Source organism: Pseudomonas sp. MUP55 (genome assembly GCF_034043515.1).
GTDB lineage: Bacteria > Pseudomonadota > Gammaproteobacteria > Pseudomonadales > Pseudomonadaceae > Aquipseudomonas.
The window spans coordinates 938,321-961,206 of sequence record NZ_CP138214.1 but is presented as its reverse complement, the minus strand read 5'-3'; the positions used below and the strand labels follow the sequence as shown (position 1 = coordinate 961,206).

The following is a 22,886-nucleotide window of genomic DNA, read 5'->3' as shown; positions in this document are numbered from 1 at the left end:
GCATCACCGAAGCGCGGGGTACGGCAGATCAGTCTTCGGCCATTGCGCGCCAGACCAGCGAAGGGATGCAGGTGCAGTTTCGCGAGATAGATCAGGTGGCCACCGCGTCCAATGAAATGAGCGCAACCGCCCATGACGTCGCAAACAGCGCATCCAATGCTGCCAGCGCGGCACGCGGCGCGGATCGGTCGGCACGTGAAGGCATGTCGATTATCGAACAAAGCACCCGAGATATCACCTCGCTTGCCCGGGAAGTCACCAAGGCTGTCGGTGAAGTCGAGGAATTGGCTGTAAATAGCGAGCAGATCGGATCAGTCCTGGAAGTGATCCTCAGCATTGCCGAACAGACCAACTTGTTGGCGCTGAACGCGGCGATCGAAGCGGCACGTGCCGGCGAAAGCGGACGCGGTTTTGCAGTGGTGGCCGATGAGGTGCGCAACTTGGCCAAACGCACCCAGGATTCGGTAGAGGAAATTCGGTTAGTCATCGAACGTATCCAGAATGGCACCCGGGGCGTGGTGGCGACCATGCATTCCAGCCAGCAACAAGCGCAAAGCAATGCCGGGCAGATCCACGAAGCGGTAAAGGCCTTGAGCAAGATCAGCGACGCTGTAACGGTAATCAGCGACATGAACCTGCAGATCGCAAGCGCCGCCGAAGAACAAAGCGCGGTGGCGGAAGAGGTCAATCGTAACGTCTCGGCGATCCGCACCGTGACCGAAACCCTTACCGGCCAGGCCACCGAGTCGGCGGCTGTAAGTAGCCAGCTCAATGCCCTGGCTAACCAGCAGATGAAACTCATGGATCAGTTCAAAGTTTGAATAACCACAAAGGGCGACTGTGAGAGAATCCCTATAGCACCTACTCACGCTATGGGGCAGCCCTTCTTCGCGGATACTCAAACCTGATCCAGGTGTAACTCATTCCTCGTTGAACGAAAGCCTCGCGATATCGAGTCTCGTGATGCTGGCCAGAGATATTATCTTCCATGTATTGCTCTGCTTCGTTCAACTGAGAGGCTTGGCGTAAACTAGCAATTCCCAGGCCGATGATTAATCGCAAAAGATCCCAAACCAGTCGCGAATAAGCTTCGGACTGTCGCCGTTGCTTAGTAGGCTGACCACGGACAACAGGCAAGAGCATGCCTCACCAAGCTATTGGCGATCTGGTTTCGTTGACCTCGCCTGAACCGCGCCGATGTACGAATCAACCACAGCCTAAGCCTTGATCCATCGGTCAGCCACTTAGTCACTGTCAGATGGTTTACTCTCCAAGAGTGCGACGATCTTGGGGACCGCTTGGACTTGAGCGATTGGTTTCTTAGAGGCCGTCAGTTTTCATACTTGTCCAGCCGTGACCCCAAAACCCGAAATTCCAGACCCCTAGGCGACCGCCGCCCCGAAGGCAGAAGCGCCGCTGTCGCAAATCCGAGCTGTGCCCGTGCTTGGGTGAGTAGTGCGTCGGATTTAGCCAGGTGAGATTTTTTGAAAGCGCCTGCGTAACCAGATCGCTGAGCAAAGGAACACCGAAACCCTCCCACCAAACGACATTGCCTGAAGAAACCACTTTGATATTGGTTTCGATGCCGGGTTGCGTCGGGTAACGGTCTTTGATCGGTGCTTGTGGACTCAAACAATCCGGGCCCTCTGCGCTGCTCGCCAGTGGCTGGTATTCATGACCAGTGTGTAGTGGAGAGCGTGCGCATTGAATGTTCCCTGATCTACGATCAGCCGTGACAACATCATGATATGGTCACTCGTTGTCAATCAGGGCTTGTGGACTAGGCTGGAAATATGACTAATCAATTGAAAACTACACCCCATCGCGGACCCTCCGACCACAGCGTACGTGACCAAGTCGTGGAAGCGGCCACTCAGCACTTTGGTCACTACGGCTATGAGAAGACTACTGTCTCCGATCTGGCCAAAGCCATTGGGTTCTCCAAAGCCTATATCTACAAATTCTTTGACTCCAAACAGGCTATCGGTGAAGTGATTTGCGCTAATCGGCTGGCGATGATCATGGCCGTCGTAGAGTCGGCGATTTCGGATGCGCCAACGGCCTCCGAGAAGCTGCGACGTATGTTTCGCGCGATTGTAGAGGCCGGCAGTGATCTGTTTTTTCATGACCGAAAGCTCTATGACATCGCCGCGGTGGCGGGGCGCGAACAGTGGCCCTCTGCTGTGGCACACGACGAGCGCCTCGCAAGGTTGGTTCGAGACATTGTTCTGGAAGGGCGACAGTCCGGGGAGTTCGAACGCAAGACCCCGTTGGATGACGCCGTTCAGGCGATCCATCTGGTGATGCGTCCTTACATCAGCCCGGTCCAGTTGCAATACAACCTGGACATTGTCACCACAGCCCCCGTGCATCTGTCCGCGCTGATACTGAGAAGCCTGGCGCCATGATTTTGTGACCATTGACTAATTTGGTCACAGTGCAGAGAATTGGTTCCCTGTCCACTTGATACGAGTCAGGGGTCCCATGCGCCGCTTTAGATATGCAGCCGTTGCTATTTGCCTGTTTCCGTTCGTTTTGACTGCGTGTGATGAGTCGTCGAGCGAACGCGATCCGCGAATACAGCCACCCTTGGTAAGGGCCGCCATTGTTGCGAGCGCCAACGGGGCGTCGCGGTCGTTTACCGGTGTAGTTGTCGCTCGCGTTCAGAGCGATTTGGGCTTTCGTGTGTCGGGAAAGGTATCGGAGCGTCTGGTTGACACGGGGCAGGAAGTAAAGCTCGGGCAGACCCTGATGCGTCTGGACCCCATTGACCTTGGTCTTCAGGCTCAGGCCCAAATCCAGGCGGTTGCCGCCGCCGCTGCACGCGCTAAACAAGCGGCAGATGACGAAGCACGTAATCGAAATCTCGTTGCCGCTGGCGCGATCTCCGCGTCGGCATACGACAGGATTAAGGCCCTGGCCGACACGTCCAAGGCGGAACTCAATGCCGCGCAAGCCCAGGCCAATGTCGCCCGCAATGCTACGGGCTACGCCACGTTGCTGGCCGACGCTGACGGTGTGGTGATAGAAACGCTGGCAGAGCCCGGGCAAGTTGTGAGCTCAGGTCAGCCTGTCGTGAGGCTGGCAAAGGCGGGGCCTCGCGAGGCCATTATCCACTTGCCCGAAACAGTGCGGCCCGTCCTGGGCGACATGGCCCAGGCCAAATTCTACGGCAGCGATGCGAAGGTCATTCCTGCGAAGCTCAGACTGCTGTCTGACGCAGCCGATCCGCTCACGCGTACGTTCGAAGCACGGTATGTGCTTGACGACGCCAACGCGCCGCTGGGATCTACCGTTACGCTGCGTCTCTCGGACGGCAAGGCTGCCCAGCCTGCGCTCGCGGTTCCCATGGCAGCCATTTACGACCCGGGCAAGGGCCCTGGCGTTTGGGTGGTTGCGGGAACGCCGGCGACCGTCTCATGGCGTGCGGTTCAACTGCTGGGTTTGAGCGATGACGCGGCGACGGTGAGTGGCGGCGTCAAGCCGGGCGAACAGATCGTTGCCCTGGGAGCGCATTTACTCCACGAAGGTGAGCAAGTGCGGGTCCAGCAGCCTGGTAACGGTATCAGCGGGGAGCGACCATGAGCGCGTCCCGTTTCAATCTTTCTGCTCTGGCCGTTCGCGAACGGTCCATTACGCTGTTCCTCATTCTGTTGATCGGCGTCGCGGGGACGCTTTCTTTTTTCAAACTGGGTCGGGCGGAAGACCCGCCGTTCACCGTCAAGCAGATGACTGTCATCTCTCTATGGCCGGGTGCGACCGCGCAAGAGATGCAGGACCAAGTGGCCGAGCCCCTTGAAAAACGCCTGCAGGAATTAAAATGGTATGACCGCAGCGAGACGTACACCCGCCCAGGCATGGCGTTCACCCTGGTTTCCCTGTTGGACAAAACCCCGCCCTCCGAGGTGCAGGAAGAGTTCTATCAAGCGCGTAAAAAACTGAGCGATGCGGCCAAAACGTTGCCTGCCGGCGTTATAGGCCCGATGGTCAACGATGAGTTCTCGGACGTGACTTTCGCGTTGTTTGCGCTCAAAGCCAAAGGCGAGCCCCAACGTTTATTGGTGCGCGACGCAGAATCCCTGCGCCAGCGTCTGCTGCATGTACCGGGCGTCAAAAAGATCAACATTATCGGCGAGCAGACCGAGCGCATTTTCGTGTCGTTCTCCCATGAGCGCCTGGCGACGTTGGGTATTGCTCCCCAGGATTTTTTCGCCGCACTGAACAGCCAGAACGCCTTGACCCCTGCCGGTTCAATCGAAACCAGCGGGCCCCAGGTGCTTCTGCGTCTGGAGGGGGCTTTCGACACGCTTGAAAATATCCGCAATACCCCGATTGTCCTGAAGGCTCGAACCTTGAAGCTGTCGGACGTGGCGACCGTTGAGCGTGGGTATGAGGACCCCGCCACCTTTATGGTCCGCAATCAGGGTGAGCCTGCCTTGTTGCTGGGCATCGTCATGCGCGATGGCTGGAACGGGCTGGACCTTGGCAAGGCGCTGGATGCCGAAACGACCAAAATCAACCAAGGCATGCCTCTGGGGATGGGGCTTTCAAAGGTCACCGACCAATCCGTGAACATCAGCTCGGCCGTTGACGAGTTCATGATCAAATTCTTCGTCGCGCTGCTGGTGGTGATGCTGGTGTGCTTCCTCAGTATGGGGTGGCGCGTGGGTGTCGTGGTGGCCGCCGCAGTGCCGCTCACACTGGCGATCGTGTTTGTGGTCATGGAAGCCTCGGGCAAGAATTTTGACCGGATTACCCTGGGCTCACTGATTCTGGCGCTGGTCTGCTGGTGGATGACGCGATCATCGCTATCGAGATGATGGTGGTGAAAATGGAAGAGGGCTACGACCGCATCAAGGCATCGGCGTACGCCTGGAGCCACACTGCAGCGCCCATGCTGGCCGGCACGTTAGTCACGGCGGTTGGCTTTATGCCCAACGGTTTCGCACAGTCAACGGCCGGCGAATACACCAGCAACATGTTTTGGATCGTAGGCATTGCTCTGATTGCCTCCTGGTTCGTCGCGGTGGTCTTCACGCCTTATCTGGGGGTGAAGATGCTGCCCGCGATCAAACCTGTAGAAGGGGGGCACGCGGCGATCTATGACACGCGGCATTACAACCGTTTTCGGCGGGTTTTGACCCGCGTGATCGGGCACAAATGGTGGGTGGCGACCGGCGTGATCTTGCTGTTTGCCGTGGCCATTGTGGGTATGGGGCTGGTCAAAAAGCAGTTCTTCCCGACCTCTGATCGGCCTGAGGTCTTGATCGAGGTACAAATGCCCTATGGCACCTCGATTGAACAGACCCGTGCAACAACGGCGAAAATCGAAACCTGGCTCCAGCGCCAGAATGACGCGAAAATCATAACGTCCTATATCGGCCAGGGTTCGCCGCGGTTTTACCTGGCAATGGCCCCGGAGTTGCCGGATCCATCGTTTGCGAAGATTGTCGTGCTCACGGACAGCCAGGAGGCGCGCGAAGCGCTCAAGTCGCGTATTCGGGAAGCGGTCGCCGACGGACTCGCACCTGAAGCGCGCGTTCGCGCCACTCAGCTCGTCTTCGGTCCTTATTCACCCTTTCCTGTCGCCTACCGCGTGTCGGGACCGGATCCGGATACATTGCGTGAGATCGCGGGGCAAGTGCAGACCGTCATGCAGGAAAGCCCGATGATGCGTACGGTCAATACCGATTGGGGACCACGGGTGCCGACGCTGCATTTCTCGCTGGAACAGGACCGGTTGCAGGCCGTCGGGCTGACGTCCAGCGCAGTTGCGGGGCAGTTGCAGTTTTTACTCTCGGGTGTGCCCATCACCGCTGTCCGTGAAAATATTCGTTCGGTGCAGGTGATGGGCCGGGCAGCAGGCGGTATCCGGCTCGATCCTGCAAAGATCGAGGGCTTCACGCTGGTGGGGTCGGCAGGTCAGCGTATCCCGCTTTCTCAGATAGGTGAGGTCAGTGTGCGCATGGAAGATCCCGTCCTCCGGCGACGTGACCGCGTGCCAACCATTACGGTGCGCGGCGATATTGCAGAAGACTTGCAGCCGCCTGATGTTTCTTCTGCAATCGCGAAAGAGTTGCAGCCCATCATCGCCAGCCTTCCAGACGGGTACCGGATCGAGCAGGCAGGCTCTATCGAGGAGTCGGCAAAGGCCACCGTGGCGTTACTGCCGCTGTTTCCGATCATGGTTGCCGTCACGCTGCTGATCATCATTCTCCAGGTACGGTCCATGTCGGCGATGGTGATGGTTTTCCTAACAGCACCGCTCGGTCTGGTCGGTGTGGTGCCAGCCTTGCTGTTGTTCAACCAACCTTTCGGCATCAATGCCCTGGTCGGGCTGATCGCTCTGTCCGGCATTTTGATGCGCAATACCTTGATCCTGATCGGACAGATCGACCACAACGAAAAGCAGGGTCTTGATCCGTTTCACGCTGTAGTCGAGGCCACGGTGCACCGGGCACGGCCAGTCTTGCTGACGGCAATGGCGGCGATCCTGGCATTCATCCCGCTGACCCATTCAGTGTTCTGGGGCACCCTGGCCTACACGTTGATAGGCGGTACTCTAGGAGGAACCGTCATAACCCTGATCTTCCTGCCGGCCATGTACGCGATTTGGTTCAGAATTCGCCCGACGAATGCGTCTAGTACATAATCGGAAGCCTTAAAGGTAAGCAGTGATCGAGCTGCACCAGGCTCCAGAGACCACAACGCTGCCGCCGCGCAATAGCAGACTCAAACAGTTAATTTTGACTCCGCTGGGCCCTCGGCTGTTCTAAGCGTGAAGCTGTCACAGGAAAACGGTTCTAGTGATCCAATCGCTTACTCAAGTCATATAAACCCGCCGACCACACATGAAAATCCTGACTCCTGGTTTGCGTGCAATGGACGGTGATTTCAGTCGTACGCAGGCTGTTCAGAACTGAACTCTGAACAAGCATACGGGAGGCGGTCCGCTTGCCTTTGAGAAAGCGTGCGTTGTCTTGCTCGGAAGACCAGGTCTGAAGCCCGACCTGTGCCAACTCGAACGGTGCCCTTCCCCGCCTCCATTGATAAGTGAGTCTTGAGCGTGTGAACCTCATCGTCAATTCGACTAGGTCCCTCAGCGTCCGTGCTATGGATCTGAGGGACTGCTCAAGGCATTGATCCGATGCATGCGTTGTGCTTGAGCGTTCTACCATTTCGTAATCAAAGAATTCGCCAGTCATCACGCCGGCCCGACTCGTGGCAAATCCCGGTGCATTCGCCCTAACCGTGGGCTTACGTGTATTTGCCGTAGCCGCACTAGCTGGTGCCACCGTGTAGCATTTCATCCAACAACATGAAACAGGGATTCATTAGAAAACAACCGCGTTGCAACCCCAGGACCTCAGGAATGCCCTACGCTAGCAGTCTACATTGCTGACGCCAGGCCATCAAAAGATGTTGGCCCAACACAACACCGAGCTCTATCTTTTAATGCAGCACGCAATCACTGGACCAAAAATCTCACAAAGTCGTGCTCTCTTGTGGCATACCAATAAACCTCCGTGGGCTTAGAAAAAAAATCGCCGGTAGAACAAGCTTCCCAGCGCCGTAGCGGTACTGGCGCCAATACATGCAAAAACGAATATTTATCAGACTTCATCAAATTTTCATCCGCGCAGCACAAGTCATTGACTTTAACCGTGGGAATGTCCGAGTCGTTGATGCCCGCTACCTGAACAGGGCAGGCAGTACGCAGGCCCATTACTGCGCGACAATCCCAGAAGCCAGAATGGGATCCAGAAATATCAACAGCGGTTCAGGTCTACGCAACACTGCAATAAACCGTCTAGCAAGGGATTCACAAGTGAAAAAATGTAACCAGCGAATATTAATTGCGCAATTTCAATATCAATTCGTTTTCTTTTAATGCAGCATTACATTTCGCCAAATAGTTTGACACTTAAAAGCAAACTGATTTATAAAAGCGCGCTATAAAGCGTATAAATGGAATAACAGTGATGACTGATTTCTATTACTCATCTGTTTTTGTAAAAGACCAAAACGCGGCAGATGAGCACTTCGATAGTTATTGCTGCAATTTGAAAGTGACAGCCGGGCCAAGTGGAAAACTTGAGTATTCATCAAAGATATGCCTGCTTGGAGCATCATTTGCAAGCACATCATCAAGCCCTAGCGGCTGGGGTTATGAGACGAAAGGCGAGCAAGATGGGTTCTTGATTACGATACCTCATGTAGGTCACATCACATGGAAAACTAATAAAAGTACATTTCAGTCTAAAGAGAATTTGGTGTTTCTCGGTGATCAAAGGGAGGTTGTTTCTGCGGAGTATTCTGAAAACGTGAATTACACCACCTTATATATTGATCATTTAGATATGCATAGATATCTTGCGTTAATCCTGGGAGAACCACCAAAATCGCGAATATTCTTCAACAATCCCTCCGCCACCACAAACGTGGCGACTTGCCTAACCAGCATAGCAAAATGTTTACTAGACATATCGAAAGATGCACCTTCTACATCCGGCAGAATCCTGTCGCACCTAAAGGAATCTTTGATCAGCTACACGCTCTACAATTTAGAAAACAACTATTCCAATGTAATACATGATCAAAGTCAGACTTTACGGCCAAGTCCTTATTGCATTCGACAAGTAGCAAACTACATCGATAATAACTACAAAGAAAATATCACCGTAGCTCAACTCGCGGGCTGCGCAGGAATAAGCATCAGGTCGTTACAGCTAGGATTCAAAACGTTCAAAAATATCACGCCTATGGCATACCTGCGTGACATTAGGCTGCAGCATGCGCGACAGCTTTTGATTTCGGGGCAGTATCAAGACAACATAAAGTTCGTAGCCAAAGAGTGCGGCTTTAACAGCTATTACTTGTTCACTCGTTATTACAGTGCAAGGCATCATGAGCAGCCGATAGATACATTTAGAAACTCGTTACTACGGCGAAGCTAGCGTATCTGTAAAATACAGCTGCACTAGTGATGATTTACATGTCAAATCACGGATGGTGGGATATTACTTTGCATAAGAAAAATGATCGCAAGAACTTGATTCTAAGTACAGAAATGCTGGCGCACAAGCTTTTGAGCCAGGTAAGGTCAATTAAAATAGGCATTAATGAACTCGATGAGGTCAGCGAGGAAATAGGGGCCCTTATCAACACTTCCCTAGCGCCCGTCGCGAGCGCTGGGGTTGTAGATTTCGGTCTAATGCAGAGCATACTACATAAAGAGATGACAAAGTTGCTTTCTGCATTAATTGAGTTGAAACTGAACATGATAGCTTCGGGCCTTGCACTGATTGAAAACGTAATGCAGACAGCAACGAAACTAAGCAAAACCGAAGCGTTAAGTCAGGAAGACGACATTGCGATTTGCAAAATTTTTCTAATTATTAACAAGAGCTTGTCGGAGCTGAGACAGTAGCACAGCAATTAATTGCTGAAAACAGTATCACCGCAATTGGTCTTATCAGCTAAAACTTTACCTGCTCAGCCTCAGCTACTTTGCAGTATTAAGCAACTCAACTAACGTTCGCCGAGACAGCACCTATGTACATTCGAAAATACAGCATTGCTTTGCGCTCCACAGTCAGCTTCTGCTTGATCGCATTATTGGTGATGATTTTGGGCGCTATGAGCCTAAGGCAAATGTCAGGTTTGAATGAAAATACGATCTCAATTAGCAAGTATCGCCTTTCAAGCACGCTGATCCTAGGGGAGCTTGCTGATACTATGGCACGCTTTCGCACAATGTCCTATTACACATTTATTAACCGCAGCGCAGCCGACATTGAGAAAGCCAATCTTCGAATTGATGCGCTGAGCAAGCGGGCTAAAGAGTTGCTAGAGAGTTATAACGTCACAATATTTGATTCCGATGAAAAAACGCTATTTGACCCCCTCCGAGACAAAATTCTAGAGTATATTGCCGGCCTCGATAAATTGCGTACTGCCTCCTTAGCCAGAGATGAGCTACAAGTATCCAATCTAATTAACGGCGAACTTAAGCTGTACTCTGACCAAGTTGACCCCCTTCTGAGCAGCCTTATAGAGTTCAATCGAAAAGGTGCCGCCGAGAGCGTTGGAGACTCACAAGGCATATATGAAGATGGAAGAGACGTCGTTGTTGGAGTACTGATTATCGTTACCTTATTGACAATATTGCTAGCGACTGTACTGACGCGCAGCATTGTGCAGCCACTCGATCGGGCAGTCAAAGCAGCCGAGCTGGTGGCTGCGAGTGACTTAAGAAACCCTATTGTCGTGGATGGAAACGACGAAGTCTCAAAATTACAACGCGCATTAAGCACTATGCAAATTACACTTCGTGACACGATCGTCCATATCTCCAACTCTGCAACTCAGTTAGCGTCAGCCTCAGGAGAACTCACAGCTGTCACAGATGAGGGCTCTCGCGGCATGCTCCAACAAAACGTTGAGATTGACATGGCGGCGACGGCTGTTAATCAAATGACAGCTGCGGTGGAGGAAGTTGCAGGAAATGCAGTCGACACGGCTGAAGCGTCGAAAAGATCGGCCTTCTCGGCCACGGAAGGTCAACAGCGTGTGAGTGAAACCATTTCGGCAATCGCACAAATGAGCCACGACGTGACAGAGTCGTCCAGCCATGTGCGTCTATTGGCTGAGCAGACGAATGACATTGGAAAAGTATTGGATGTCATTCGAGGTATTGCTGAGCAAACCAACTTGTTGGCTCTCAACGCCGCCATTGAAGCTGCCAGGGCTGGTGAAGCCGGCCGGGGTTTCGCGGTGGTGGCCGACGAGGTTAGAGCCCTTGCTCACCGCACGCAAAAATCTACACAGGAGATTGAAGCGATGGTCAGTACAATTCAACATGGCAGCGCTGAAGCAGTCGCGGCCATGAATAACAGCAGCAATCGAGGATTGCTCACACTTGAGGTGGCTAAAGCGGCAGGCGAGTCAATTGAGAGTATCACGCTAAGCGTCGCTGAAATTTCTCAACGCAACCTGGTGATCGCCAGCGCGGCCGAGCAGCAGGCAACGGTCGCGCGCGAAGTTGACCGTAACCTCATAAACATCCGGAATCTATCAGTGCAAACGTCCGCAGCGGCCAGCCAGACATTCGCCTCTAGTCAGGAGTTAGCGCGCCTAGCTCTAGACCTAAGCCAAATGGTCAAAAGGTTCAGGATCTAGCAAATCGGGATAATAGTTTTTATCTAGAAGAGCAAGGAGGCCTTTGATAAGAACATCGTTGTGTCAAATCCAACAATGAAAGGCGACAGCGTTCCTAACGTTGCAGCTGAACCTTATGGGAATATCATGCACTTAAGAAAATTTAGCATTGCATCGCGTGCAATGATTTGCTTCGGCATTTTTTGCGTCTTGATTATCTTTTTGGGCCTTGCTAGCCTGCGCCAAGCCTCTCAACTAAATGAGGCAGAGCAATACGTTGAAAATATCATCTTGCCCAGCGTCACGCGGCTCGGCATCACTGCCCTTTCATTCAACGAGGTCCGCACTAGCAATGCACGATTGCGAAACCCACTGGAGTCGGAATCACGCAAGGAGGGCGCACTTAAAACAATTATTTCGGCCCGAAAAACCGCTAATGATGCAACTCGCCAACTAGATGGACTAATGAACACCCCCGAAGAGCAAGCTAGTTTCGACGTGTTAAAGTCAACTATGCAACGTTACTGGGATGCTCAGGATAAGGTTGTAGATCTTATTAAATCGAATCAGATTGAGGCTTCCATAAGTTTCAGTAACAGCGAGTTAAGCCCGGCGGGTGACGACGTAAACCTGGCTCTCAAAAATCTGCGTAGTCTGAACGAGAAAAATGCGGCGAGCGCCGGACAAAGAGCAGCGGCAACTTATAGCCAAACTGTGAAAATCGTTTCTATTTTCATCGCCGTTTCCATACTCGCGACTGTTCTGCTTGCCTGGCGTTTCACTAGGAGCATAACGCAACCTCTGCAACAATCAGTCGCGATAGCCAGGCGAATCGCGGCAAACGATCTTGTAGGAGAAATAGTCACTTCAGGTAGTGATGAGCCCGCGCAGCTCATTGACGCACTTAAGCAAATGCAAACAAACTTACGAGAAATCGTTGGTCAGATAGCGCAATCTTCATACCAGCTCGCTGCGGCAGGTGAAGAGGTCCAAGCGGTCACTGACGATGCCGCTCGGGGATTGCACCAGCAAAACAGCGAGGTTGAGATGGCCGCGACTGCAGTCACGCAGATGAGTGCGGCCGTAGATGAGGTAGCGGGTAATGCCGTCCGCGCATCGGGGGCCGCCCAGAACACTAAACTATCGACTGAGGATGGGAGAGCACGTGTCGACCAGACCATCACGGCGGTTAACGATATGCTGAGCCGAGTGCAGAGTTCATCGTTAGAAGTCCAAACGCTCGCCGACCACGCGACGAGCATCGGCGCGATATTGGAGGTGATCCGGTCCATCGCTGATCAAACCAATCTGCTTGCCTTGAATGCCGCAATTGAGGCTGCTCGTGCAGGTGATGCTGGGCGAGGCTTTGCCGTCGTTGCTGACGAGGTCAGGGCTTTAGCTCAACGGACGCAACAGTCGACACAGGAAATTGATCATATGATCGACAGCATCCAACGCGGAAGTCGTAGCGCTGTTCTCGCCATGCAGCATACATCTCAGCAAGCTGCCATTTCTGTCGAGTGTGCCAGTGCTGCTGGGGAAGCTCTGCGCGAAATTGCTCATTTGGTAGGCCTCATTAATGATAGCAATGTTCTTATTGCCACAGCAGCCGAGCAGCAAGCACAGGTTGCACGAGAGGTTGATACTAACCTTGTCCGCATCCGGGGACTATCAAATCAAAGCTCTGACGGGTCAAAACAGACCTCCGTCGCAACCGCAGAACTCGCCACGCTGGCGCTGCAACTTAACGAGGTAGTTGCCCGCTTCAAAATTTGATCGCTAGCAAATCCAATAGGGGTAGTGCCTTACTACTCCTACTGTCCAACACATTTTTCAGCGCCGTAGGCAACTGCTGCGGTGTACTGTTCGTCAAGCTTCACCAGGTCAACAAGTTCCTGGAGCTGAGACTGCATTTCTTCATAGATGGCCATAGGTTTTCCGTATGCGTCCGGCCAAGTCATCTACCCAGCCCCGCAAAGCCAAGACATGGTGTGCACTTAAATTTAAGTGGGCACCAGTTCTAGCCTTTTAAGCGGGTATTTCATGCAGCCAACACGCCGTTCTTATTCCAAGTCCTTCAAAGCCCAAGTCATTCAAGAGTGTGCTCAGCCCGGTGCTTCGATTGCCAGCATCGCACTCAGCCATAACCTCAACGCAAACCTCGTCCACAAATGGATTCGGCTGCAATCGCAGAAAAGCACAGCGCTGCAACCTGCATTTATTCCATTACCCGTGTCGCTGGCTGGCGCAAAATCCCATCCGTCATCATCGAACATCTGCGTTGAGATACAGCACCCGCGTGGCACCGTCAAAGTGAACTGGCCCACTGAAAATGCTGCTGCCTGCGCGACCTTTCTTCGAGACCTCCTGCGATGATTCGCATCGACTCCATCTGGCTCGCCGCCGAGCCGATGGACATGCGCGCCGGTACCGAGACGGTATTAGCCAGGGTGATCGCCGTGTTCGGTGCGGCGCAGCCGCACTGTGCTTATCTGTTCGCCAACCGCCGCGCCAATCGCATGAAAGTGATGGTGCATGACGGCTTCGGAATATGGCTAGCGGCGCGCCGATTAAACCAAGGCAAGTTCCACTGGCCAGGCATTCGCCACGGTTCTGAGATGGAGCTGAATACCGAGCAACTTCAGGCATTAGTGCTGGGTCTGCCATGGCAACGCGCAGGTTCTGGAGGCCCGATCACACTGCTTTAACGGCTGCCATTAGCCTATCGGTCTATCGCCGGGAATTGCCTGCTTTGGCAAAATCGGCCCCATGACTTCGCTACCCAATCTTGATCACTTGACCCCTGAACAACTGCGCGCCTTGGCGGCGCAGTTGATACAGCGTGTCGAGACACTCGACCACCAGGTCGACACGCTGGGCAAGACGGTAGAAACGCTCGACCAACAAGTTGAGACGATGGGTAAAACCGTTGAGACGATGGGCAAGAAGATCAAACGTGATCAAACGCTGATCGAGAAACTGACCCACGAGATCGCGCAACTCAAGCGTTTGAAGTTTGCCAAACGCAGCGAGCAGATGAATCCCGAGCAGGCCAGTTTGCTCGATGACCTGATCGATACCGATATTGCAGCGATTGAAGCAGAGCTTCAAAGCTTGCAGGCAGTGATAACTCCAGCCGAGAAAAATCAGAAGCCCAAGCGCACCGCATTACCGGCTGAATTTCCACGCACGCTGATCCATCACAAACCGGACAACACTCACTGCCCATGTGGCTGTGCCCTCAAGCGCATCGGCGAGGACGTCAGCGAGAAGCTGGACTACACGCCCGGCGTATTTACCGTTGAACGCCATGTGCGTGGCAAATGGGTCTGCGATGACTGCGAAACGCTGATCCAGGCACCTGTTCCGGCGCAGGTTATTGATAAGGGCATCCCGACTGCGGGCCTGCTGGCCCACGTAATGATTGCCAAGTTTGCCGACCACCTGCCGCTTTACCGTCAAGAATCGATCTTTGGCCGAGCGGGCCTGGCGATTCCACGCTCAACCTTGGCTCAATGGGTTGGCGTGACCGGGGTTCAGTTGCAGCCGCTGGTTGATGCGCTGCGCGACGTGGTACTCGGGCAGCAGGTTATTCATGCCGATGAAACACCGGTGCAGATGCTCATGCCGGGAACGAAGAAAACCCACCGCTCCTATGTTTGGGCCTATGCCACCACCCAGTTCTCAGATGTGGCAGCGGTGGTTTACGACTTCAGCCCCAGCCGCGCCGGAGAGCATGCTCGCAACTTCCTGCAAGACTGGAGGGGCAAGCTGGTCTGCGACGATTTTGGCGGCTACAAGGCCAGCTTTGAACTCGGCGTGACCGAGATCGGCTGCATGGCTCATGCACGGCGCAAGTTCTTCGAACTGCACGCTACGAATAAAAGCACGCTCGCCGAGCAAGCCCTGCGCTATATCCAGTTGCTGTACGAAATTGAAAGTGAAGTCCGCGACCTGGAGCCGGATTTAAGGCGCAGAATACGGCAAGAAAAAGCTGTACCTGTGATGAACATGCTGCACGCCTGGATGATCGCCCAGCGTGACCTCGTGCCCGAAGGCTCAGCCATCAGCAGAGCACTCGATTACAGCCTGAAACGCTGGGCAGCGCTGTCGCGCTACCTTGATGACGGGGCCGTACCCATAGACAACAACTGGGCAGAGAACCAGATCCGGCCTTGGGCGCTTGGACGCAAGAACTGGCTCTTTGCAGGGTCGTTGCGCAGCGGCAAACGAGCTGCGGCGATTATGAGCCTGATCCAGTCAGCACGGCTGAATGGTCATGACCAATACGCCTATTTAAAGGATGTTCTGACGCGCCTACCGACACAGCGGGCGAGTGAGATTGATCAGTTGTTGCCGCATAAGTGGCAGCCAGTGGAATTACGCAAGGCGTGATGCGCGGACACATATCGTTGGTTCAGCTAGCCAATAAGTGCCCTCGGATCTTTAAAAAGGACGCGCTGAGAGTCGTTGTGTCTGCGTATATTTTTATTAGCAACTAATTCAACAGAAATTCGTTCTGTTGAGTCATTTGCAAAGCAGTCTTCTCCAAACGCAGTAAAAACTCTTTCCGGGGCTGTCCTCCGCCATATCCGGCGAGTGAACCATTTGTCGCTATGACACGGTGACAGGGGACAACAATAGATAAGCGATTGTGTCCATTTGCATTGCCCACTGCTTGGCTTGCACCTGGCTTACCAATGCCCCTAGCGATGGCACCGTAGGTTGAAATGGTTCCATAGTCGATTTTTAGAAGCTCTGCCCACACAAGCCTGTCAAAAGAGCTGCCTGGCATATGGAGCGGTACTGAAAACCTTTTTAGCTTCCCATCAAAATAAAGTTTTAGTTGAACTTCGATCTGCTTGATGAAGAGATGCTCGCCAGGCGCGATTGAATACCCATGCCGCCCACGCAATTCGTTTAATTCAGCGGTTAGGGCCGGGCGGTCAAGAAACTCGAGGAGTACCAAACCTCGTTCCTCTGCCATGGCAATCATTGGGCCCAACGGTGTAGTCAGATGGCGATAAAGCAGGAGCGGCGTTTCAGCTGCCTTACCAGGGGGAATTTGAAATGTTTTTTTGAAAGCATCTCTAAAGCCACTCAATGACTCGTACCCTAAGTCAAATGCTGTGTTATCCAGCGTTTCGCCCGAAGAGATCCGGCCTAGGGCGACACCGAGCCTTCTAGAACGCATCCATGCGTGAAAAGTCATGCCAAAATTTTGTTTGAACCACCTGCGTAAGCGTAGTGGATCGATACCACGCGTAGTTAGTTCAGCATCAGTCCAGCGAGCGTTAGGTGATGCAGATATAGAAGCTAGCAGCCCCTTGACCCAATCTGGCGCGGAAGCCGCGAGATCCAATGGCTTGCATCGTAAGCAAGGCCGATAACCTGCTGCCATCGCTTTGTCAGCCTGCGAAAAAAACTCTACATTTTCGGGCTTTGGCTTACGTGCACTACATGTAGGGCGGCAAAAAATACCTGTAGTTTTGACAGCAGTGAAAAAAACGCCCTCATAGGCGGTGTCGCTGCATAGCATCGCATTCACCATCTCGCTTCTGGGCGGAAGAGCGTGATTGTAAGATCTCATAGACCGTAGCCTCGTCCTCGAATGGGAGTGAAAATCGCTTTCGAGGTGCGGGAAACAGCGGCGATTTTCATGCGAATCACAGATTGATAGAGCGAAGGTTACTTTTCGCCTAGGTGTTTTTTTTTGCTGCCATAAGGCTATTCAGGTCGCTGTAGGTATATGCGTCCAATGGATACTCGAAAAGCTTCCCCGTTCGCAAGAAGCTCGTTGCTATCGCCTTGTTGGCACCGTATAAGAACTCAGCGATGCTGGATCCGGCGCTTAGCCGGTTGACGCCTAGACTCTTCAATTGATCCATACTGGGCTGGCCGTTCCAGGCAAGCAGGTTGACAGGTAGCCGCGTTGCCTCGCACAGTGTAGCAATGTCGTTTTCCTCAACCATTCCAGCCGCAAAAATGCCGTCTGCACCTGCTTGCTCGAACAGCGATGCACGGAAGAGGGTCTCTGCCAATTGTCGCGCTGGTTCTACTAAACATCGCAGATAAACGTCAGTTCGTACGTTCACGAACAGGTCGATTCCATGCTTGTTTGCTACCTTCTTTGCCATTTCGATTTTTCGCAAAATCAGATCGGTGCTGCCTGTTCCGTCCTCAATGTTTATGCCTACGGCTCCAGTGCTAACTACGCAGTCAATAACTTTAGCAACCGACTCAAGGTCATCGGAATAGCCCCCTTCGACATCGACCGTGAGGGGGACTGTAAGCACTCGAACCATTGACTCAACTGTAGTAGTCAGCAATTTTAGGGGAAGTTGATTGCCATCTTGGTATCCATGTGCCCAAGCAACGGCGGCGCTGCTGGTCGCGACAGCCTTACTCCCTACGCTCTCGACAATACGTGCGCTGCCAGCATCGCTCACGTTGGCGAGTACCAACAAATTATCTTGGTGAAGGTTGCGAAAAACCGCACTTAGTGGCGTCATTCAGTGGTACCCCGGTGAGAAAAGACAGATGCAGAGCGCGCTATCGTAAGCTGACTACACCGACGTCTCCACCGAGAAATCGACAGTGATTTAAGAGCTAGCGAATATAGCTTTTGCGGGCTAGGGAGGGCTGAATACCTTCTCAAAAGACTGCTGAAAGACGTTGCCGTACACATTCAGCCACCGCAGGGATGGGTAGATGACTTCCCCGGACGCTTACGGTTTTCCTGCAATTCAGTGTTCTGTTTTCAATGCCCGCAAGATGGCGTCTTGCAGCACTTTTGGACATGCCCTGAAACGCTCGATCAACAACGTTTCCTCCGCAGGTGATTCTCCTGATAAGACAAAGTGAACGTTGCCTCCCGCCTTCAAGAAGGCTTGCAGCACTTCGCTACCTGGAAGCCCCTTACCGTGCTCGTACCGACACCAAATCTCCCGTGATATGCCGCAACGTTCAGCCATTTCAGCTTGCGTGAGTTCCAGCCGCTTGCGTTCACTTTTGAGCCTTACTGCAATGGTCGGCATCGACATATCCTCGACTTATCCAATGAAACCCAATAGCAGGTACCGAATGGGGGTCGATGAAAAGAAAAGTGCCACTACGAGCAAGACCGAAAGCCACAGGCGCTTCAAGCCGTGCTCTTTCAGCGATGCACCATAGGCACCTGGTAATGCCCAGCCAGCGCAAAGCGATAATGCAAACTGTGTTGCTTGGATGTTGAGCCCAAAACGGGTAAGCAAAATCGTAGCAACACCAATAGCTATGGCCATGATCAGTGCCGCCGCTGTCGGACCTACACCACCAACCTTCTGTAGCCGTATGCTAAGAATGCTCATTGATTTTTCCGTTGATCAGTGCTGGTCGGGAGGTGGTGGTAGCGCGCGAAGAATCTCAGCCAATTCCAGCAATGGGTATTTACTGGCGCGCTTGCCCTCGCAGCCCGACTTGTGTCCAGGAAATGGATTAGTCGGAGTGGTGAACATTTGCTTCATACCGCAGTGCCGGCAAACCAACAACTTGCCCAGTTGCCAATCTAGGCCCCAGGCGTCCAAATGACCTTGCGAATAATGATCCATGCTTTTTCCACGGCTTGGTTTCGGGTTCCGACTCTGGCGCATACAGCGTCACCGCGTCGGGGTTTGCTTGCAAGTGCTGCTCAAACTGCTCCTGCAGCTGTTGTCGCAGTTCATCTTTGGTCATTCAATCACTCTCGTTTTTGTCAGTTCAGGTTAGCGTAGGCAGCGGTATAGCCTCACATGGCGACTGCCATGCGGTCTGCCGGGTACTGACGCATGAACTCCATGCTATCGCTGGCCGAGGCTCTCAACCAATCGGCATACAGCCCCTTGGGCAGGATAACTACCATGCGCTTTTCGTCTTCGGGTTTATGGTAGTTACGCATGAAAGGATGGTCATCGGCATTGATCGTGAGCATCGTAAAACTGTGCAGGATCCTGTCGGTACCAGGTTCGTGCCATTTCTCCCACAGGCCGGCGATTCCCATCAATTCACCATCCGACCGAACTATGCGCGTGGGAATGGATTTTCCCGTTCGCCAGTCAGGCTCATAGATCGCTACTGCAGGAATAATGCAATGGCGGGACTGACGCCAAGCGGTGCGAAAAGACCGCTTAGCACTCGCTGTCTCCGATCGGCAATTGTAGGTTTTCCGTGCGATTTTGGTGTCTTGGCTCTAGGAAGGGACCAGGCCGAACGAACCGGCGAGTACTTCATTCGGCGCCGGCGACTCTGCCTCGAGGTCGACGTGTTCCGCGCGGCGGATGAAGGGCCCGATGTAGCCTGGCCACAGATCCAGCTTGCCCTGTTCATAGGGTTCAACGCCGAAGGTGTCAGCTACCCGCTGCGGCGCCGGTGCTTCGTAATGACTGCACATTTTGAAACTCCTTCAATTCTGACGCCTCAATTGGCATTTACCATCCAGAGCTGATCAAGCCTGGTGGTGTAGTTCGGGCTCATCAACTCACGACGCATCGCCCAGGCCGGCGCCGCCGGCACCGCTGCAGCGCGCAGCGTTCCGCGGCCCCACCGGTTGTTGATTTCATCGAGAACGTTCATCACCTTGTCCGCTGCAGCTGGCTGCGTGTGCGCGAACAGGTCGTCGGTGAATTCACCTGGTTGACGAAGGTCCATCAACAAAATCTCAGCCTTGCTGTATCGGAACCCAGGGCGGAACAGGCGTTCCACCGCCTGTGTCGCGGCCTTGGTGATCAAACGCACGTCATTGGTAGGGTAGGGTAGCTCCACGACCACGCCGTTAGCGTAACGAGCCTCATCGGGGTTAAACATGCCGGTACGGATGCTCACGCGGATCTTTTTGCACAGTGAATGCTGAGCCCGCAACTTCTCCGAAGCCCGCTGCGCGTAGGTGGCCACCGCCTCTTTTATCGGCTCGATCGTCTCCAGGCGCATGCCGAACATTCTGCTGCAGCAGATCTCCTGCTTGGCCGGCGGCGCCTCTTCCAGGGCCAGGCACGAAGTGCCGGCGAGCTCGCGCACGGTTTTCTCAAGGACGACGCTGAATTTGCGGCCGAGTAGGAGCGGATCCGCCTTGGCCAAGTCCATGGCCGTGCGGATGCCCAAGGCCTGCATGTGCGCTGTCATGCGTCGACCGATGCCCCAGACCTCTTCTACGGCGGTGTTGCGCAACACCCAGTCGCGTTTGAACGGATCGCACAAATCCACGACACCGCCGGTTTGCGCCTGCAGGCGTTTTGCCGTGTGATTGGCCAGTTTTGCCAGGGTTTTGGTGTGGGCAATGCCCACACCCACCGGGATACCGGTGTGCTTTAGGACCTTGGCACGGATCTTTCGCCCAAATTCTGTGAGGTCGACGGGCATACCGGTCAGGTCGCAGAATATTTCATCGATGGAATAGACCTCGCTGTCGCTCACCATCGATTCAATCAGCGTCATTACTCTTTCGGACATTTGCCCGTACAGCGCGTAGTTGCTGCTGAAGGCCATGATGCCGTGACGTCGCAACGTGTCCTTGATCTGGAAATAGGGCGCGCCCATTTTGACGAAAGGTTTCGCGTCATAGCTGCGTGCGATTACGCAACCATCGTTGTTACTCAATACCACGATGGGCGTGCTCGCCAGGTCCGGTCGGAAGACACGCTCGCAACTGGCGTAGAAGCTGTTGCAATCCGCGAGCGCGAAAATTGGCAAGGCGGGGTTGAGGTCGACCTTAACGTTCATGGTCGCGCACGCTGTAGTTGACCACACCCCATATCACAAGCTCGTCGCCTTCCATTACGTACCTGGGGGGATACTTAGGATTTTCAGCCATCAAAATCACTTGGCCATCTCGATAGTGCAGACGCTTGCACACGCACTCGGCATTGAGCGCCGCAATAACGATATCGCCATGACGGGCCGTTTTGCTTCGGTCAACAATCACCAGGTCACCGCTGAAAATGCCGATCCCTTGCATACTGTCGCCCTGGATCTTAGCTAGGTAAACGTGTGGTGCACGGATTTCAAAAAGCTCATCCAGCGAAATCAACTTTTCCAGATGATCAGCCGCCGGCGATGGAAATCCAGCCGAGACAGGATTGGAGTACATCGGCAGGGAATGACCACCGCCAGCGATGGGACCAAGAAGGGTCGCGCTCATAAACTTGGCCTGAATAGTTACTGTATGGATAGCCAGTTAACTGCGTACTCACTGCGTCGTCAATTTGAGCCGACCAAGTGCCATCTCTAATCCAACCCACACGAACTCGTCGCTCTCAAATACCCAAAGCTTCCAAATTCCTATTTCTTACTGCGCTCAAGACAGCCATCCGGTCTTCTGTACCTGAATCCATATCAGGTACGGTGCCATGCTCCAGATCCTTGCCCACCTTAGCGAAACGCGGCGCTGGCTGTTTTCACTGCTACTGCTCTTGTCCACTGCGTCCCACGCGGAGACGTGGGTCATTACAAACCGAGCACATCCAGTATCCGCACCTTCTGGCGCTCGCGTCATCTTCCTGGATGATCAGCAGCGCCTTGAAGAACAACTTTCCAACCAACTACCCGCCGATCCACGCCAGGCAGAAGCGGCCATTCAACGCTACCTGGTCAGCCCTGCAGGGAAGCATCTGCAAAACGAGCTGGCCCAAGCCCAGCAGGGCGTCACAGACGCCTGGAGCCTGCGAGTCGAAAAACTCCCAGCCGTGGTCGTAGATCGGCGCTACGTCGTGTACGGCGAGCCTGACGTAGCTAAAGCCGTCGCGTTGATTGAACGAGCGCGGAGCCTTTCACGATGAGACGCTCACGTTTTGCGATCCGGCCTTTGTCGCTGGCTATCACTTTCAGCCTGTCATTCAGTGCATCGGCTGCGATCAACTCGGCAGCGATTATTGCCTCGACCCTGTCACTAACCTGCCTGGAGTACAAAGTGGTCGGCATCTGCTATTGGCTGCTCTGCACGCCATTCGGATGCAAAGTCAAAACCTCGACCAAGGTTCGTCACTACGTACCGGACGCTGTGGTGTCTGCATATGCGAATACCGGGATGAACCCTTGGATAGAGATGTCACCTCTTGGCACCCCGAATCCGATGGCCCAAGCGGGCAACGACGGCACTACCAATCACGTTGCCGAGAACAACATCATCAAATTTAAGGAAGCCGATGTCATCGGCCATCCGGGTGGTGCGGCGTTGAGTCAGTTTGCCAGCGCCTCGGGCTATGTATGCAAAGGCGCAACCTTACCGCTTGTGCCTTACTTTCTAAGCACCCTTGACCCCATTGCTTGGCGATACGGCGTCCCGGAATCCGTATACCCCGAAGCACTCATTCCGGGCATGCGCGAAGTCGGTAGCCTGCTCTCAGCAAGCAGCTGGGGGAACGTCTACCCGCGTAGCGGCTTCCTTAACCAGACTGACGACTACAAAACGGGCGCAGTTATTGCGCAGCGTGCCGGCGACGTGGTTACCCGCCCAGGCCAGGTCCATGTCTACTTGCCGATGCTCGCCCTTCCCTACCCCGGTTACTGGCCCGCAGGGCCACTACGCGAAGGTGACGCCTCCACTGGTAAGTGGCAAGAGCTAACCCCAGTCCTCAACCCGACTTGCGCAACCTTTCCCACCATCGGTCCGAACATCGATGCGCAGGATGGCGGCTACGCCTGGGCACTCTGGCGCCCTTATTCGTGTTGCCAGCGTCGTGGACAGACCTTCCTCGGCAGTACGGACTTCCAATGAA

General features: G+C 53.8%; 19 protein-coding genes and 2 pseudogenes. 13 read left to right on the top strand and 8 right to left on the bottom strand.

From position 1 onward, the window contains the following. Positions 1-65: 65 nt before the first annotated feature. The 11 genes and pseudogenes from SC318_RS26965 to tnpC all read left to right on the top strand — a co-directional run bounded on the left by SC318_RS26965 (position 66) and on the right by tnpC (position 15,555). Positions 66-821: a methyl-accepting chemotaxis protein gene (locus tag SC318_RS26965; protein WP_413817632.1), complete on the top strand. Its 756-nt coding sequence runs from the start codon at positions 66-68 to the stop codon at positions 819-821. A 972-nt stretch (positions 822-1,793) separates the two neighbouring features. After that, positions 1,794-2,408: a TetR/AcrR family transcriptional regulator gene (locus SC318_RS04185; RefSeq protein ID WP_320429769.1), complete on the top strand. Its 615-nt coding sequence runs from the start codon at positions 1,794-1,796 to the stop codon at positions 2,406-2,408. A gap of 76 nt (positions 2,409-2,484) precedes the next feature. Beyond that, positions 2,485-3,585, top strand: a complete 1,101-nt coding sequence (locus SC318_RS04180) for an efflux RND transporter periplasmic adaptor subunit (protein WP_320429768.1) — start codon at positions 2,485-2,487, stop codon at positions 3,583-3,585. Beyond that, a pseudogene (locus SC318_RS04175) lies at positions 3,582-6,652 on the top strand (efflux RND transporter permease subunit). The gene SC318_RS04180 and the pseudogene SC318_RS04175 overlap by 4 nt, the downstream one beginning before the upstream one ends. A gap of 1,330 nt (positions 6,653-7,982) precedes the next feature. Next, the gene (locus SC318_RS04170; protein ID WP_320429767.1) at positions 7,983-8,957 is read left to right on the top strand and encodes a helix-turn-helix domain-containing protein; all 975 of its coding nucleotides are present in this window, start codon (positions 7,983-7,985) and stop codon (positions 8,955-8,957) included. A 38-nt stretch (positions 8,958-8,995) separates the two neighbouring features. Then, positions 8,996-9,430, top strand: a complete 435-nt coding sequence (locus SC318_RS04165; RefSeq protein ID WP_320429766.1) for a hypothetical protein — start codon at positions 8,996-8,998, stop codon at positions 9,428-9,430. A 125-nt stretch (positions 9,431-9,555) separates the two neighbouring features. Continuing rightward, positions 9,556-11,181 (top strand): methyl-accepting chemotaxis protein, encoded by a 1,626-nt coding sequence (locus SC318_RS04160; protein WP_320429765.1) that lies wholly within the window; start codon positions 9,556-9,558, stop codon positions 11,179-11,181. Between the two features lie 126 nt (positions 11,182-11,307). Continuing rightward, a complete protein-coding gene (locus SC318_RS04155; RefSeq protein ID WP_320431188.1) occupies positions 11,308-12,936 on the top strand; it encodes a methyl-accepting chemotaxis protein in 1,629 nt (542 codons plus the stop codon). Between the two features lie 267 nt (positions 12,937-13,203). Beyond that, the gene (gene tnpA / locus SC318_RS04150; protein ID WP_015372091.1) at positions 13,204-13,536 is read left to right on the top strand and encodes an IS66-like element accessory protein TnpA; all 333 of its coding nucleotides are present in this window, start codon (positions 13,204-13,206) and stop codon (positions 13,534-13,536) included. Next, complete coding sequence (gene tnpB / locus SC318_RS04145) at positions 13,533-13,868, top strand: IS66 family insertion sequence element accessory protein TnpB (RefSeq protein WP_320429764.1); 336 nt, start codon at positions 13,533-13,535, stop codon at positions 13,866-13,868. Before tnpA ends, tnpB begins: the two co-directional genes overlap by 4 nt. Positions 13,869-13,929: 61 nt before the next feature. Next, positions 13,930-15,555 carry an IS66 family transposase gene (gene tnpC, locus SC318_RS04140; protein ID WP_320429763.1) on the top strand — a complete coding sequence of 542 codons (1,626 nt, stop codon included), beginning with the start codon at positions 13,930-13,932 and terminating at the stop codon, positions 15,553-15,555. A gap of 103 nt (positions 15,556-15,658) precedes the next feature. Here tnpC and SC318_RS04135 read toward each other — a convergent pair whose 3' ends face one another. The 8 genes and pseudogenes from SC318_RS04135 to SC318_RS04100 form a co-directional block, all read right to left on the bottom strand. Then, the gene (locus SC318_RS04135; RefSeq protein WP_320429762.1) at positions 15,659-16,750 is read right to left on the bottom strand and encodes a bifunctional transcriptional activator/DNA repair enzyme AdaA; all 1,092 of its coding nucleotides are present in this window, start codon (positions 16,748-16,750) and stop codon (positions 15,659-15,661) included. Between the two features lie 109 nt (positions 16,751-16,859). After that, the gene (locus SC318_RS04130) at positions 16,860-17,672 is read right to left on the bottom strand and encodes an isocitrate lyase/PEP mutase family protein (RefSeq protein WP_320429761.1); all 813 of its coding nucleotides are present in this window, start codon (positions 17,670-17,672) and stop codon (positions 16,860-16,862) included. Positions 17,673-17,906: 234 nt separating this feature from the next. Further along, positions 17,907-18,197, bottom strand: a complete 291-nt coding sequence (locus SC318_RS04125; RefSeq protein ID WP_320429760.1) for a helix-turn-helix domain-containing protein — start codon at positions 18,195-18,197, stop codon at positions 17,907-17,909. Positions 18,198-18,212: 15 nt separating this feature from the next. Then, the gene (locus tag SC318_RS04120) at positions 18,213-18,509 is read right to left on the bottom strand and encodes a hypothetical protein (protein ID WP_320429759.1); all 297 of its coding nucleotides are present in this window, start codon (positions 18,507-18,509) and stop codon (positions 18,213-18,215) included. Between the two features lie 127 nt (positions 18,510-18,636). Continuing rightward, positions 18,637-18,873 carry a hypothetical protein gene (locus SC318_RS04115; RefSeq protein ID WP_320429758.1) on the bottom strand — a complete coding sequence of 79 codons (237 nt, stop codon included), beginning with the start codon at positions 18,871-18,873 and terminating at the stop codon, positions 18,637-18,639. A 52-nt stretch (positions 18,874-18,925) separates the two neighbouring features. Then, positions 18,926-19,567: pseudogene (locus SC318_RS04110) on the bottom strand (SOS response-associated peptidase). Positions 19,568-19,593: 26 nt separating this feature from the next. Beyond that, a complete protein-coding gene (gene umuC, locus SC318_RS04105) occupies positions 19,594-20,892 on the bottom strand; it encodes a translesion error-prone DNA polymerase V subunit UmuC (RefSeq protein WP_320429757.1) in 1,299 nt (432 codons plus the stop codon). After that, complete coding sequence (locus SC318_RS04100; protein ID WP_320429756.1) at positions 20,882-21,310, bottom strand: LexA family protein; 429 nt, start codon at positions 21,308-21,310, stop codon at positions 20,882-20,884. The genes umuC and SC318_RS04100 overlap by 11 nt, the downstream gene beginning before the upstream one ends. Positions 21,311-21,518: 208 nt before the next feature. On the opposite strand from SC318_RS04100, the gene SC318_RS04095 reads away from it, so the two are divergent. Both SC318_RS04095 and SC318_RS04090 read left to right on the top strand, forming a co-directional pair. Next, positions 21,519-21,947: a TIGR03757 family integrating conjugative element protein gene (locus SC318_RS04095; protein ID WP_320429755.1), complete on the top strand. Its 429-nt coding sequence runs from the start codon at positions 21,519-21,521 to the stop codon at positions 21,945-21,947. Continuing rightward, positions 21,944-22,885 carry a TIGR03756 family integrating conjugative element protein gene (locus tag SC318_RS04090; RefSeq protein WP_320429754.1) on the top strand — a complete coding sequence of 314 codons (942 nt, stop codon included), beginning with the start codon at positions 21,944-21,946 and terminating at the stop codon, positions 22,883-22,885. The genes SC318_RS04095 and SC318_RS04090 overlap by 4 nt, the downstream gene beginning before the upstream one ends. Position 22,886: the final 1 nt, after the last annotated feature.

Excerpts from the sequence above, each read along its gene's own strand:
- SC318_RS26965 (WP_413817632.1), top strand. The coding sequence starts at position 66 with ATGCAGGTGCAGTTTCGCGAGATAGATCAGGTGGCCACCGCGTCCAAT.
- SC318_RS04185 (WP_320429769.1), top strand. The coding sequence starts at position 1,794 with ATGACTAATCAATTGAAAACTACACCCCATCGCGGACCCTCCGACCAC.
- SC318_RS04180 (WP_320429768.1), top strand. The coding sequence starts at position 2,485 with ATGCGCCGCTTTAGATATGCAGCCGTTGCTATTTGCCTGTTTCCGTTC.
- SC318_RS04170 (WP_320429767.1), top strand. The coding sequence starts at position 7,983 with ATGACTGATTTCTATTACTCATCTGTTTTTGTAAAAGACCAAAACGCG.
- SC318_RS04165 (WP_320429766.1), top strand. The coding sequence starts at position 8,996 with ATGTCAAATCACGGATGGTGGGATATTACTTTGCATAAGAAAAATGAT.
- SC318_RS04160 (WP_320429765.1), top strand. The coding sequence starts at position 9,556 with ATGTACATTCGAAAATACAGCATTGCTTTGCGCTCCACAGTCAGCTTC.
- SC318_RS04155 (WP_320431188.1), top strand. The coding sequence starts at position 11,308 with ATGCACTTAAGAAAATTTAGCATTGCATCGCGTGCAATGATTTGCTTC.
- tnpA (WP_015372091.1), top strand. The coding sequence starts at position 13,204 with ATGCAGCCAACACGCCGTTCTTATTCCAAGTCCTTCAAAGCCCAAGTC.
- tnpB (WP_320429764.1), top strand. The coding sequence starts at position 13,533 with ATGATTCGCATCGACTCCATCTGGCTCGCCGCCGAGCCGATGGACATG.
- tnpC (WP_320429763.1), top strand. The coding sequence starts at position 13,930 with ATGACTTCGCTACCCAATCTTGATCACTTGACCCCTGAACAACTGCGC.
- SC318_RS04135 (WP_320429762.1), bottom strand. The coding sequence starts at position 16,750 with ATGAGATCTTACAATCACGCTCTTCCGCCCAGAAGCGAGATGGTGAAT.
- SC318_RS04130 (WP_320429761.1), bottom strand. The coding sequence starts at position 17,672 with ATGACGCCACTAAGTGCGGTTTTTCGCAACCTTCACCAAGATAATTTG.
- SC318_RS04125 (WP_320429760.1), bottom strand. The coding sequence starts at position 18,197 with ATGCCGACCATTGCAGTAAGGCTCAAAAGTGAACGCAAGCGGCTGGAA.
- SC318_RS04120 (WP_320429759.1), bottom strand. The coding sequence starts at position 18,509 with ATGAGCATTCTTAGCATACGGCTACAGAAGGTTGGTGGTGTAGGTCCG.
- SC318_RS04115 (WP_320429758.1), bottom strand. The coding sequence starts at position 18,873 with ATGACCAAAGATGAACTGCGACAACAGCTGCAGGAGCAGTTTGAGCAG.
- umuC (WP_320429757.1), bottom strand. The coding sequence starts at position 20,892 with ATGAACGTTAAGGTCGACCTCAACCCCGCCTTGCCAATTTTCGCGCTC.
- SC318_RS04100 (WP_320429756.1), bottom strand. The coding sequence starts at position 21,310 with ATGAGCGCGACCCTTCTTGGTCCCATCGCTGGCGGTGGTCATTCCCTG.
- SC318_RS04095 (WP_320429755.1), top strand. The coding sequence starts at position 21,519 with ATGCTCCAGATCCTTGCCCACCTTAGCGAAACGCGGCGCTGGCTGTTT.
- SC318_RS04090 (WP_320429754.1), top strand. The coding sequence starts at position 21,944 with ATGAGACGCTCACGTTTTGCGATCCGGCCTTTGTCGCTGGCTATCACT.